Origin of the sequence: Massilia sp. ZL223 (genome assembly GCF_018119395.1) — a bacterium.
GTDB lineage: Bacteria > Pseudomonadota > Gammaproteobacteria > Burkholderiales > Burkholderiaceae_D > Telluria.
This window is the reverse complement of record NZ_JAGPWD010000034.1, coordinates 47,823-61,509: the sequence shown is the minus strand read 5'-3', so window position 1 is coordinate 61,509 and position 13,687 is coordinate 47,823. Positions and strand designations below refer to the sequence as shown.

General features: G+C 69.5%; 10 protein-coding genes. All 10 read left to right on the top strand.

Annotated elements, in window-relative coordinates; all coding sequences use genetic code 11:
* Positions 1-1,776 (top strand): AAA family ATPase (locus KBW95_RS19050; protein ID WP_211529064.1); only part of this gene is annotated, 1,776 nt, incomplete at its 5' end.
* A gap of 54 nt (positions 1,777-1,830) precedes the next feature.
* Entirely contained in the window at positions 1,831-2,385 is a 555-nt protein-coding gene (locus tag KBW95_RS19045) for a hypothetical protein (protein ID WP_211529063.1), read from the top strand.
* Positions 2,386-2,400: 15 nt separating this feature from the next.
* Positions 2,401-2,790 carry a DUF4280 domain-containing protein gene (locus tag KBW95_RS19040; RefSeq protein ID WP_211529062.1) on the top strand — a complete coding sequence of 130 codons (390 nt, stop codon included), beginning with the start codon at positions 2,401-2,403 and terminating at the stop codon, positions 2,788-2,790.
* A gap of 19 nt (positions 2,791-2,809) precedes the next feature.
* The gene (tssI, locus tag KBW95_RS19035) at positions 2,810-4,612 is read left to right on the top strand and encodes a type VI secretion system tip protein TssI/VgrG (protein ID WP_211529061.1); all 1,803 of its coding nucleotides are present in this window, start codon (positions 2,810-2,812) and stop codon (positions 4,610-4,612) included.
* Between the two features lie 28 nt (positions 4,613-4,640).
* Entirely contained in the window at positions 4,641-6,095 is a 1,455-nt protein-coding gene (gene tagH / locus KBW95_RS19030) for a type VI secretion system-associated FHA domain protein TagH (protein ID WP_211529060.1), read from the top strand.
* 30 nt (positions 6,096-6,125) lie between these two features.
* Positions 6,126-7,457 carry a type VI secretion system baseplate subunit TssK gene (gene tssK, locus KBW95_RS19025; protein WP_211529059.1) on the top strand — a complete coding sequence of 444 codons (1,332 nt, stop codon included), beginning with the start codon at positions 6,126-6,128 and terminating at the stop codon, positions 7,455-7,457.
* A gap of 6 nt (positions 7,458-7,463) precedes the next feature.
* Positions 7,464-8,795, top strand: coding sequence for a type IVB secretion system protein IcmH/DotU (icmH, locus tag KBW95_RS19020; protein ID WP_211529058.1), 1,332 nt, complete (start codon positions 7,464-7,466; stop codon positions 8,793-8,795).
* 54 nt (positions 8,796-8,849) lie between these two features.
* Positions 8,850-12,389 (top strand): type VI secretion system membrane subunit TssM, encoded by a 3,540-nt coding sequence (gene tssM, locus KBW95_RS19015; RefSeq protein WP_211529057.1) that lies wholly within the window; start codon positions 8,850-8,852, stop codon positions 12,387-12,389.
* Positions 12,390-12,399: 10 nt separating this feature from the next.
* Positions 12,400-13,074 (top strand): type VI secretion system-associated protein TagF, encoded by a 675-nt coding sequence (gene tagF / locus KBW95_RS19010; protein WP_211529056.1) that lies wholly within the window; start codon positions 12,400-12,402, stop codon positions 13,072-13,074.
* Between the two features lie 87 nt (positions 13,075-13,161).
* A complete protein-coding gene (locus KBW95_RS19005; protein ID WP_211529055.1) occupies positions 13,162-13,677 on the top strand; it encodes a hypothetical protein in 516 nt (171 codons plus the stop codon).
* Positions 13,678-13,687 lie beyond the last annotated feature (10 nt).

The window sequence follows — 13,687 nt, the reverse complement described above, 5'->3', positions numbered from 1 at the left end:
CCCCGCCGGGCCCCCCCGCCCCCCCCCCCCCCCCCCCCCGGGGGGGGCGGGGGGGGCCCCCCCGGCACCGGGGACGCCGCCAATTTGCTGAAGCCGGCCTTGGCGCGGGGGAGCTTGCGGACGATCGGCGCGACCACCTTCGCCGAGTACAAGAAGCATATCGAGAAAGACCCGGCGCTGACCCGCCGCTTCCAGAGCATCCAGGTGGACGAGCCGGACGAGGAACGCGCGATCCTGATGATGCGCGGCGTGGCGTCGACCATGGAGGCGCACCACAAGGTCCAGATCCTCGACGAGGCGCTGGAGGCGGCGGTCAGGCTGAGCCACCGCTACATTCCGGCGCGCCAGCTGCCCGACAAATCGGTCAGCCTGCTCGACACCGCCTGCGCCCGCGTGGCGGTGAGCCTGCACGCCACCCCGCCCGAGGTCGATGACAGCCGCAAGCGCATCGAAGCGCTCGACACCGAGCTGGCGATCATCGCCCGCGAGGGCGCGATCGGGATCGAGACCGGACAGCGCGCCGGCGACGTCGAGGAACGGCTTGGGGCCGAACGCAGCCGGCTGGCGTCGCTGGAGGAACGCTGGAACGCAGAGCGCGCGCTGGTCGACCAGTTGCTGGCCTTGCGCGCCGCGCTGCGCTCCGGCGGCCAGGCGGTGGAAGACGAGGCCGCGGCGCCGGGCGACAAGCGCGGCGAACTGATGGCGCAGCTGCGCCAGGTGCAGGCCAGCCTGGGCGAACTGCAGGGCGAGGCGCCACTGATCCTGCCGACCGTCGACTACCAGGCGGTGGCGGCGGTGGTCGGCGACTGGACCGGGATCCCGGTCGGACGGATGGCGAAGAACGAGATGGACACCATCATGCGCATCGGCGCCACGCTGGGGGAGCGGGTCATTGGCCAGGACCACGCGATGGAGATGATCGCCAAGCGGATCCAGACCTCGCGCGCGGGGCTGGACAATCCAGGCAAGCCGGTCGGGGTGTTCCTGCTGGCCGGCACCTCCGGCGTGGGCAAGACCGAAACGGCGCTGGCCCTGGCCGAGGCGCTGTACGGCGGCGAGCAAAACCTGATCACGATTAACATGAGCGAATACCAGGAAGCGCACACCGTGTCCACGCTCAAGGGCGCGCCGCCGGGCTACGTCGGCTATGGCGAAGGCGGGGTGCTGACCGAGGCCGTGCGCCGCAAGCCGTATTCGGTGGTGCTGCTCGACGAAGTCGAGAAGGCCCACCCGGACGTGCACGAGATCTTCTACCAGGTGTTCGACAAGGGCTTCATGGAGGACGGGGAAGGGCGCTTCATCGACTTCAAGAACACCCTGATCATCCTGACCACCAATGCGGGCACGGAGCTGATCGCCAGCCTGTGCGCGGATCCGGACCTGATGCCCGACCCGGAAGGCATGGCCAAGGCGCTGCGCGAACCCCTCCTCAAGGTGTTTCCGCCGGCGCTGCTCGGGCGGCTGGTGACGATTCCCTACTATCCGCTGTCGGACCAGATGCTGGGCAGGATCGTGAGGCTGCAACTGGAGCGCATCCGCAAGCGTGTCGAGGCCCGCTACAAGATCCCGTTCGCCTACGGCGACGATGTGGTCGGGCTGGTGGTGTCGCGCTGTACCGAGAGCGAATCCGGGGGGCGGATGATCGATGCGATCCTGACCAACACCATGCTGCCGGACATCAGCCGCGAGTTCCTGACGCGCATGATGGAAGGCCGCGCGATCAGGGGCGTCAGGGTCGGCACCGACGGCGCAGCCTTCGCCTACGAGTTCAGCTAGGGAACCGACGGGCGGCCAACAGGGACAATATCCAAAACAGGGTGGAGAGAAACGATGAGCGACACCAGCAATTCCCAGGAGATCCTGGCGGCGGGGCTGCAGTCCGCGAATACCCCGAATACCAGGGCGGTGCTGAAGAATCCCGACCTGTTCGCGTTCCTGCTCGCGAATTTCAACAATACGATCAAGCTCGCTTCCGGCAAGCCGGCCGATATGGTGATCGGTATCGCCAACAAGACGCTGGCCACCGGCAAGCTGGCGGGCAAGGCCTCCGGATCGCAAGGCCTGGTGGTGGGCGTGACGGCGGCGCAGATCCTGGTCGTCAGCGCGGGACTGGTCTCGGTCGCCGGCAAGGGACCGGGTGGGGCGATGGTCGCGGTCGGTGCAGCCTTCGCGAAGAAGACCTCGCTCGCGCTGAGCCTTGCCGGTAACGACGACAAGAAGGCCAAGTGCATCGCTGCCATGGCCGACCTGGCCGCCGCGGGACTGACCACGGCCATGGTGGTGCCCGCCGCCGGCACCGGCATCGGCGCCATCCTGCTCGCCGGCAGCGTGGCGCAGCTGATCCTGTCCGGCTACCAGGCCCACCAGGCCTGCGCGGCGAAATGAGGAGGGAGGCGGGCCATGCCAAATCAAGTCTCGATGGGAGCGCTGATGCGCTGCAGCTTCGGCGCTGCGCCGGCGGCCCTGGTGGTGCAGCCAAAGAACAAGGTGATGTGCGAGGGGCCGCCGGCGGCGACCATCATGGACCATATTTCGATGGTAAACATCACGCCCTTCGGCCTGTGCAGCTCGCTGGCCAATCCCAGCGTCGCGTCGGCCACGGCGGCGGCCCAAGGTGCGCTGACACCCATGCCCTGCGTCCCCGCCACGAGTACGCCCTGGGCCAGCGGTGCGCCGACCGTGCAGATCGCCCACATCCCGGCGCTGGACAACATATCGACCTGCATGTGCAACTGGGGCGGCGTGATCGGCTTCGTCACACCGGGCACCGCGAGGACCATGATTCCGTGAGTTCAATCCAGGACAAGCCATGGATGCCATTCAACTGAACCGCGAGGCGCGCGTCAGCAGCGCGCTGCCGGACGACGTCCTGCTGTTCGCCGGCATGAGTGGCGAGGAAGGACTCGGACGCCTGTCGGCGTTCACGGTGCACCTGCTGTCCAGCGACGGCGCCGTGCGGGTCGCGGACGTCCTCGGCAAGCCGATGACGGTGACGCTGGCCACCGACGAGGAGGGCGGCCTGCGCTACTTCAACGGGATCGTCACGCGCTTTCGCAGCACCGGCTGGCAGGGCGAGTTCGCCAGCTACGAGGCGACCCTGCATCCCTGGCTGTGGCTGCTCACGCGCTCGGCCGACTGCCGCATCTTCCAGGACCTGGCGGTGCCCGATATCGTCAAGCAGGTGTGCCAGGCCTATGGCGGCGTGGTGTCCCTGTCGGCATCCGCGCTCGGCGGCGAGTATCCGCCCCTGGCTTACTGCGTGCAGTACCGCGAGACCGACTTCGATTTCGTCTGCCGGCTGCTGGAGGGAGCCGGCATCTATTTTTATTTTACCCACGAAGCGGACAAGCACACGATGGTGCTGGCCGACTCCTACGCGGCCCACCTGTCCATCCCGGGCTACGGCGGACTCAAGTTCGGCCATGCGGTGCGCGCCGGAGCCTGGAGCGAGGAAAGCGTCTCGTCCTGGACGGTGGGCGGCGAGATCGCGAGCAGCAAGGTGGTGCTGAACGATTTCGATTTCGAGAAGGCCTCGAACTGCCTGAGCGGCGGCTTGCTGGCCTCGGCGAACGTGGCGGCCGGTTTCGAGCAGGCGCCCTACGAGGTGTTCGACTACCCCGGGAACTACAGCGCCGCAGGCGCCGGCAATGCGCTGGCGCGCGCCCGTATCGAGCGCCTGCACGGACAGTGCGAGCAGGCCGTCGCCCTGACCGATGCGCGCGGCCTGTATCCGGGCGGGATGTTCACCCTCGCCGACCATCCACGCGACGACCAGAACCGCGAATACCTTGTGACCTCCGCTCGCTACGAGGTGACCGGCAACGACTATGCGAGCGGCGCGGGTGGCTTCGCCTTCCGCTGCCGGATTGGCGCGATCGGCAAGGAACACCCTTACCGGCCACCTGCCAGCGTGGCCAGGCCGGTGGTGCAGGGGCCCCAGACGGCGATCGTGGTCGGCAAGGCGGGCGAGGAAATCTGGACCGACCAGTACGGCCGGATCAAGGTGCAGTTCCATTGGGACCGCCAGGGAAAGGGTGACGAGAACAGCTCGTGCTGGGTGCGTGTGGCCCAGGGCTGGGCCGGAAAGGGCTGGGGAGCGATGGCGCTGCCGCGCATCGGCATGGAAGTGATCGTCAGCTTCCTCGAGGGGGACCCCGACCGGCCGCTGGTCACCGGCTGCCTGTACAACTCGGACGCCATGCCGCCCTATGCCTTGCCGGCGAGCCAGACCAGGTCGACCGTCAAGAGCCGCTCCTCCAAGGGCGGCGACGGCTTCAACGAACTGCGCTTCGAGGACAAGAAAGGCGGCGAGGAGGTGTTCATGCACGCCGAACGCGACTTCCTGCGGGTGGTGAAGCACGACGACGCGCTCGAGGTCGGCCACGACCAGTCGGTGGCGATCGACGGCAAGCAGGAGGTCAAGGTCGGCAGCACCATCGTGGTCGAGGCGGGCACCTCGATCGAATTGCGGGTGGGCGCCAGCAGCATCAAGATCGAGGCGGCCAAGATCACCATCAAGGCGCCCGAGATCGAGATCGCCGCCGACGCCAACGCCAAGCTCCACGCGGGGGCGCTGGTGACCATCGACGGCGCGCTGGTGCAGATCAACTGAAGAGCAGGCCGAACGAGACGAGCGAACGATGCCACTGACCCTGCGAATCCTGACCTACCGGCACCAGCCGGTGCCGCCGGCTCCGCCGGTGCGCTTTGGCGCGGAAGGCGGCAATATCGGCCGCTCGCCCGAGAACGCCCTGGTGCTGGACGATCCAAGCAAGTATATCTCGCGCGTGCACGCGCGCGTGTTCGTGCGGGACGGAGAGTTCGTCCTCGAGGACCTCGGCAGCAACCCGAGCATGGTCAACGACCGCCCGCTCGGCAAGGGCGCGCATGTGTCGCTGGCGCACGGCGACCGGCTCCTGATCGGCGACTATCTGCTGCAGGCCGTGGTGGAGGCGGAGCGCCCGGCGCCGGCCCTGGCGCCGGCGCCCGCGAACAATGCCGCGCTGCCTTTGTTCGAGCCGCCGACGGAGCCGGCGCCGCGCCAGCTTCCGCCGCTCGAACCGGCGACGCCGGCGGCAGCTGCCCGGCCTTGCGCGCCACCGATGCGCGATCCGCTCGCCGACGCGGGGCTGCTCGACATCGCCCCCGGTGAGCTGGCCGGCGGAAGCGATCCGCTCGGACTCAATATGTTCACCCCGGCTCCGGCGGGGCCGGGAAGGGCTGCCGAGAGCGACCATGTGCCGCCCGAGCGGGCGGCCTTGTCGCGCAGCGCGCCGTTCGCGCAGTTCGCCCCGGCCCAGCCGCAGTCGCCTGTCCCCGCGGCCGCGCCTGCGCTGGCGATGGGCGCCTTTGCGATACCGGAGGATTACGATCCGCTCGCCGACTTCCGCGCGCCTCCCGCGCCGCCGGTCCAGGCGCCGCCAGCCCCCGTGCCGCTTGCCGTGCCGGCGCCCGAATCGCCCCCGGCGGCGCCGGCGGCCGTGTCCCGGCTCGAGGCGGCGGACGACGCCGTCATGGCCGCGCTGCTGCGCGGTCTGGGGCTGCCCGACCTCAAGCTCCAGCGGCCCGCCGTGGAGGTGGCCGAGATCGTCGGCGCGATGCTGCGCGAGGCGACGGCGGGGACGATCGATGTCCTGATGGCGCGCGCGCTCACCAAGAGGGAGAGCCGGATCGAGATGACGATGCTCGGGGTGCGCGAGAACAACCCGCTCAAGTTCTTCCCCCACGCCGAGGGGGCGCTGCGCCAGCTGCTGGGCGGTTCGCTATCCGGCTACATGGCGCCGGTCGAGGCGATGGCGGGCGCGTTCGACGACCTCCGCGCCCACGAGCTGGCCGTCATTGCCGGGATGCGGGCGGCGCTGGGCGCCGTCCTGCGCCAGTTCGACCCGGCGGCGATCGAGGCGCGCCTGGCCGTGCCCACCGTGATGGACAAGATGCTGTCGTCGAAGCGCAAGGCGAAGCTGTGGGACGGCATGGTGGAACTGTATGCCCAGATCGCGCGCGATGCCGACGCCGACCTGCAGCGATTGTACGGGGAAAAGTTTTCGGAAGCCTATGAGGAACAGGTGGCGCGCCTGCGCAGCGCCAGGTCCTGAGGCGGCATCAACCATGACGGAAAGGGCAATATGGCGTGGAAGAACAAGGTGGTCTGGTCGGAAGGCATGCTGCTGCAGCCACAACACCTGCAGCAGCACGACCGCTACTGGCAAAGCCAGCTGGAGAGCCGCGTGGCGGCCTTGCGTCCGTACGGCTGGGGCTTTTCGGAGCTGAAGGTCGACGAACACCAGCTCGGCCTCGGCAAGCTGGCCCTGAGTGCATGCAGCGGGGTCCTGCCGGACGGGACGCCGTTCGCGCTGCCGGCCGACGACGATCTGCCGCTGCCGCTCGACGTGCCGGCGGAGGCGCGCAATGTGGCGGTGGTGCTGGCGCTGCCCTTGCGGCGCCATGGCGTAGCCGAGGTGACGGGCGGGGAGGGGGCCGAGAATTTCGCGCGCCACCGTAGCACGGATTACGAAGTCTGGGACAGCAATGGGCTCGACAACAGCGCCTTGCTACAGGTGGGCAAGCTGCGCCTGCGCCTGGCCCTGGCCTCCGAGGTCGCACATGCCTACGCCACGCTGGGCGTGGCCCGTGTCGTCGAGCGGCGCGCCGATAACCGTCTGGTGCTCGACCTTGAATACTGCGCTCCCTGCCTGGATTTCCAGGCTGCGCCGCGGCTGGCGTCCTTTGCCGACGAGCTGGTCGGACTGCTGCACCAGCGCGGCGACCTGCTGGGAGCGCGCTTGTCCCAGCCGGGCGCCCTGGGTGCGGGAGAGATGAGCGACTTCCTGATGCTGCAGCTGCTGAACCGAACCGAACCGCTGATGGCTCACCTGGCGGGCGCCGGCGGGGTGCACCCGGAAACGCTGTACCAGGCGCTGGTCGCCCTGGCCGGCGAGCTGGCTACCTTCACCGATCCCGGCAAGCGCGCCGCCGCCTATCCCGTCTACCGGCACGACCAGCTGGCGGAGAGCTTCGCCCCGGTCATCGCCGACCTGCGCCGCGCCTTGTCGGCCCCGATGGACAACCAGGCGGTCCCGATCCCGCTCGACGAGCGCCAGTTCGGGATCCGCGTGGCCGTGGTGCCGGACCGCGAGCTGCTGCGCGCGGCCACCTTCGTGCTGGCGGTGAACGCCCACATGCCGCCGGAGGTGCTGCGCGGGGCCTTCCCGGCCCAGGTCAAGATCGGTTCGGTGGAGAAGATCCGCGACCTGGTCAACCTGCAGCTACCCGGCATCGGCCTGCGGCCGCTGGCGGTGGCGCCGCGCCAGCTGCCTTTCTTCGCCGGCTACACCTACTTCGAGCTCGACAGCGGAAGCGAGTACTTCCAGCATCTGCACCAGTCGGCCGGTTTCGCGATGCACGTCGCCGGGGACTTTCCCGGCCTGCAAATGCTGTTCTGGGCCATCAGGAGGTAGGCCGCCATGAACCCACAGGATCCATCCCGGCCGCAACCGGATCCGGAAGCCACCATGCTGGTGCTCAATCCCGGCGGCCGGCGCGCGGCGCCTTCCGCCGCCGGGCCGGCGGATGCGCCGGCTGCGCCGCTGGACGGGGCGGGCCCGACGCACGCGGTCCTGCCGGGCAGCGGCTTGAATCCCCTGGTGCGGGCCGCCAATCCGCTTCTGGACCTGGTGGTTCCGCTGCGCACCACCTCACAGCCGCCTGAGCTCAACCAGCTGCGCGAGCGGCTGGCCCACGCGGTGCGTAACTTCGAGCGCGAGGCGCGCGATGCCGGCGTGCCGTCCGAATCGGTCGCGGTCGCCCGCTATGCCCTATGTACGCTGCTCGACGAGGCGATCGCAGGCACCGCCTGGGGCAGCGGGGTATGGGGATCGCGCAGCCTGCTGGTGGCGTTCCACAACGAGGCCTTCGGCGGCGAGAAATTCTTCCTGGTGCTGCAGCGCCTGAGCCAGGAACCGGCACGCCATCTTGACCTGCTCGAACTGATGTACCTGTGCCTGGCGCTCGGCCTGGAAGGGCGCTTCCGGGTGGCCGAGCAGGGCCATGCCCAGCTGGCGATCCTGCGCGAGCGCCTGCTGCAGCTGATCCGCCAGCACCGTGGCCCGGTCGAGACCGACCTGTCGCCGCACTGGCGCGGGGCGCCTGCCCCGGCGGCGTCGCCGCTAAGCAGCACGCCGGTCTGGGTGTTCGCGGCGGTGGCTTGCGCTCTGCTGCTGGCGGCGCAGCTGGTGGCCTCGACCGCGCTCAACCGGGCCTCGGACCCGGTGTTCGCCAAGCTGTCGGCGCTGCGCCAGGCCGCCGTCTCGGCGCCGGCGGCGGCCGGCCCGGCGGCCCCGGCCCCGGCCCAGCCGTCGAGGGTCGCCGGCTTCCTGGCGCCGGAAGTGGCCCAGGGCATGGTCACGGTTGCCGAGACCGCCGGCCGCACCACGATCACCCTGCGCGGTGAAGGGATGTTCGCACCAGGCAGCGCCGAACTCGATGAGGCCAGGCTCGGCTTGCTCGAACGGATAGGCGACGCGCTGGCCACCCTGCCGGGCAGGGTCGTCGTGATCGGGCACACCGACAATACCCGGCCCGGGCTGTCGGCCCGCTTTCCGTCGAATTACGACTTGTCCAAGGCACGCGCGCAAAGCGTGATGACGGTGCTGGCCGGGCGCGCCGGCCCCCCCGGGCGCTACAGCGTGGAGGCGCGCGGCGATGCCGAGCCGCTGGCGCCGAACGACAGCCCGGCCGGGCGCGCGCGCAACCGCCGGGTCGACGTAGTGGCGCTGGCGCCCGCGGAGGCCCCATAGCATGCGTCGACCGGTCCGTCCTCATCCACCCATCGGCCGCTTCTGCGGGAGATCATGAAACGACTGCTGTCCTGGCTGTCCAAGCGTCCGGTCCTGCGCTTCATCGGGGTATGCCTGCTGGCGCTGGTGTTCTGGTTCGAGGCGCCGCTGCTGGCCTTCGATGGCAAGGAGCCGTTCGCGTCCGCGAGGGTGCGCTGGATCATGGTCGCCCTGATGTTCGGCGCCTGGGCCGGCTGGTATGGCTGGAAGGCGCTGGCTGTGCACCTGGCCAACCGGCGCCTGATGGCCGGGCTGGCGGCGGCCAGCGCGCCGGCGCCGGGCGCCGCCGCTGCTGCACCGGCGGCCCTGCAGGAGCAGGCCGTGCTCCAGCAGCGCATGCGGCAGGCGCTGGACTTCCTGCGCAAGGCGGCGCCCGGCAAGCGCAGCTGGGGCAGGCAATACCTGTACCAGCTCCCCTGGTACATGTTCGTCGGCGCCCCGGGAAGCGGCAAGACCACCAGCCTGCTGCACTCCGGCCTGCGTTTCCCGCTGGCCGAGGCCATGGGGCCCGGTGCGATCGGCGGGGTCGGCGGTACCCGTCACTGCGACTGGTGGTTCACCGACGACGCCGTGCTGCTCGATACGGCCGGACGCTATACGACCCAGGACAGCGACGCGGAAGCCGACCAGGCCGGGTGGCATGGCTTTCTCGGCCTGCTCAAGAAGCACCGGCCGCGCCGCCCCATTAACGGGATCATCGTGGCGTTGAGCGTGGCGGACCTGTTGCAGCAGGGGCCGGCGGCGCGCCAGGCCCAGGCGGCGGCGATCCGCGCCCGCATCAAGGAATTGCACGAGCGCCTGGGAAGCAGCTTTCCGATCTATGTGACGGTGACCAAATGCGACTTGCTGGCCGGTTTCATGGAGTTCTTCGACAACCTGGGGAAAGAAGAGCGCGCCCAGGTGTGGGGCATGAGCTTCGCAGCCAGCCCGGCGGATGCGGCGCTGGCTGCCTTCCCGGCCCGTTTCCTCGAACTCGAGCAAAGGCTGCAGGCGCGCGTCCTGGGGCGCCTGCAGGAGGAGCGCGACCTGCAGCGGCGCGCGCTGCTGTACCGCTTCCCGCAGCAGTTCGGGGCACTGGGCGAAGTGCTGAGGGGCTTCCTCGAGGCCGTGTTCGCGTCGACGCGCTATGAGCAGGCCGCACAGCTGCGCGGCGTCTATTTCACCAGCGGCACGCAGGAAGGCAATCCGATCGACAGGGTCATGGGCGCCCTGGCCGCAAGCTTCGGCCTGGACCGCAAGGTCTTGCCGCCGAATGCGGTGAGCGGGCGCAGCTATTTCATCACCAGCCTGCTGCGCGACCTGATCTTCAAGGAGGCCGGCCTGGCCGGGCTCGACCCGGTAGTCGAGCGGCGCCGGCGCCAGTTGCGCTGGGCGGCCGCCGGCGCGGCGGCGCTGGCGGCCGCGCTGTTTGGCACCGCGCTGGCCACCAGCTACCTGCGCAACCAGCGCACCGTGGAGGAAGCCGACGCCCGCACCGATGCGCTGGCCCGCATGGTGGCGGGCGTGCGCGCCGACGCGAACCTGCTCGATACGCTGCCGATGCTGAATGCCGCGCGCACGCTGCCGGGCGGCTATGCACAGCGCGAGGAAGGGACGCCCCTGCTGGAGCGCTTCGGACTGAACCAGAGCGACAAGCTGGGCGCGGGCGCCCAGCTGGCCTACCAGCGGCTGCTGCGCTCGGCCTTGCTGCCGCCTGTCATGGCCAGGCTCGAAGAAGTGCTGAGGCGCGGGGATGCCAATAACCAGGAACAGCTCTACGAGACCCTGCGCGTGTACCTGATGCTGGGCGATCCGCGGCGCCTGGAGCCGGAATCGGTGCAGGCCTGGCTCGATCTCGACTGGCGCCGCAGCCTGCCTCAGGCCAGCGCCGCGCAGCGCGACGAGCTGGCCGCGCATGTCGCCGCCTTGCTCGATCCGGGTGGCGCCGCGGCCGCTCCGCCGGCGCTGGACGCCGCCCTGGTTGCTTCGGTGCGCGCAACCCTGGCCATGATGCCCTTGCCGGAGCGCGTGTACAACCGGTTAAAACGGAAGGTGGCCCAGGCCAGGCTGCCCGAGACCAGCGTCAACCGCGCCGCCGGACGCGATGTGTCGGCGCTGCTGGCGCGCAAGAGCGGGGAGCCGCTGACGCGCGGCGTGGCCGGCCTTTTCAGCGTGGCCGGCTACCGCGAACTGCTGAAGCAGGCGCCCGGCGCGCTGTCCGATATCGCCAAGGACAGCTGGGTGCTCGACCGCCGCGAGGCCGAGGATGCCGCCGCCCTGAATGGCGCGCAAATGAACGAGGCCGTCCTGCGCCTGTACTATGCGGACTATATCCGCGCCTGGGACGGGTTGCTGGGCGACGTGCGGATCGCGCCTTTCTCCAGCCTCGACCAGGGCGCACGCATCACCAATGCGCTGTCCGCGGCCGACTCTCCGCTGAAAGCCTTCCTGGCGGCGGCCGCGCGCGAGACCAGGCTCGAAGGCGCGGCCGCCAGGCCGGCCGTGGCGCTGGATACTGCGGTGCGCAACAAGCTGTCTGAGGCGCGCAAGAAGCTGGAAGCGGTCCTCGGCGCCGAGGAGGCGCCGCCACCGGCCGCCGAGTCCGATAACCCGGTGGACCGGCATTTCGCGCCCTTGCACAAACTGGTCGGCAGTCCAGACGCCCCCGGACCGCTGGACGCCCAGCTGGCCCTGATGAAGGAGGCCTCGCAATTCTTCGACGCCGCCGACCAGGCGCGCCGCGCCGGGACGCCGGCGCCGGCCGGAGAAACGCTGCAGAAGATCAAGCGCGCCGCCGAAGGGACGCCGGCGCCGCTCGGCGAGATGCTGCAGACCATCGACAACGCGGGTTCCAGCCTCACCCTGGGGAGCGAGCGTGCGCGCATCCGGGCGCTGTGGGCCGCCGAAGCGGCGCGCTTCTGCCGCGATGCCATCGCCGGGCGCTATCCCCTGGTGCGCGGCGCCGGGCGCGACGCGACGCCGGACGATTTCGGGAAATTCTTCGGGCCCGGCGGCCTGATGGACGACTTCTTCAGCAAGAACCTGGCCGCGCAAGTGGACATGTCGGGAGCTCGCTGGCGCTGGCGGAACACCGGCGAGGCGCCGTCCGGCATTCCCCAGGACGTGCTCGACCAGTTCCAGCGGGCGGCCAAGGTCCGCGACATGTTCTTCGCGGCCGGGGCGCGCCAGCCGTCGCTGCGCTTCGAGCTGACGCCCGAGGCGGCCGATCCCGCCTGGTCGAAAGTCGTCCTCGAGATCGACGGGCAGCAGGTGGTGAGCAGCCCGGGCGCCCCGGTGCGGCCGGTACCGGTCACGCTGCCATCCGGCAGGGGAGGAGGCCTGGTGCAGTTCGAGACCACGCCTCCGCTGCGCACCGACCTGCGCAGCGAAGGGCCGTGGGCCTGGTTCCGCATGATCGACAAAGGCAGCCTGCAGGCCGGCGCCCAGCCCGAGCGCTACCTGCTGGCTTTCGACCTGGACGGACGCCGGGTCAGCTATCGGCTGACGGCGAGCAGCGTCGTGAATCCGTTCCGGCGCGAGACGCTCGAAGGATTCCGCTGTCCTTCGGGCTGGTAAGAGACCTGCGATGGAGTGCCCCGCATCCGCACCCGGCTTTTTCGGCAAGCTGCCCAGCCACGGCGATTTCATCGGACGCGGGCTGCCGCCTGCGGTACGAGACTGCTTCGACCGCTGGCTGCAGGAAGCGCTCCTGCACGGCAAGCAGTCGCTCGGTGCGCAGTGGATGCCGGCGTGGCTGAACGGCCCGCTGTGGCGCTTCGTCGTGTCCGCCGGCGTGTGCGGGCCGCAAGCCTGGGCCGGCGTCCTGATGCCGAGCCACGACCGGGTCGGGCGCTGCTTTCCGCTGCTGCTGGCGGCAGGCATGGCGCGCCCGCCCTCGCTGGACGACTGCCTGGACAGGCACGATGCCTGGTTCGCAAGCCTCGAGGAGTTGGCCCTGGCTTCGCTGGACGAGGGATGCGGCCTGGTTGGCCTGGAAGACGGATTGCGGCTGGCGGTGCACGTCCCCGGCGCACCGCGCGCCCGGCAGCGCGCCTCGCTGCAGGCCTGGAGCGACACCGCGGCGGTGAATGAACTCGGAGGCTCAGGAATGCAGCGACGCAGCGCCTGGTGGACCGATGGCGCCGCGCACTTGCCGCCTGCGCTCGCCATATGCGAGGGCTTGCCGGCGCCGGATGCGTTCCTGGCCTTCCTGGATGGCCGCTGGCGCGGGCATGGCTGGTGTCCGGTGGCGTATCCGTAAGCATGGCGGGCGTGGAGCGAACGCAGTCCAATCGATCACTGGGGAGGGACAATCATGGTTACACTTGCTTGCAATACTGGTCAGCACTTGACCAGCCAGCTCTTGAACAGCTATCTGCACCTGAACATGCGGGACATCTGTCCTCATGGCTACGCGGACGAGGACTTGAATCACTGCGCGCATTTCGTGTCGCACGTGCTGAATGTCGCGGCGGGCAGCATCACCTGCCGAGGCATGTCGGCGACCAAGGCCGCAGGGAGGATCGGCGTGTGTATCCGCGTCCATGAACTCTTTGCGGCCTGCGAGGAAGTGGGCTTCTACAAGGACGCGAGCGCTGGTCAGCTGGCATCGGGCGTCTTCGTCTTTGTATGCGCAAAGAATAATCCGGTCCGCTTTCAACCCAGGTCATTCCAGAACGTTCCGAGGAAGCACGTCGGTATTGGGCTCGGCGGTGAGATCTGGCACTATAGCAACGGAAAAGACATGGTGGTGACGGCGACGCCAGATGATTTCCGCAAGCATTACGCGAAGCAGATCAACGAGCTCTATTTCGGCACCTTCCCGAAGAACTCCTTCCCAAGCTCGCTCAACTGCGGGCGCTGACATTGAAGAA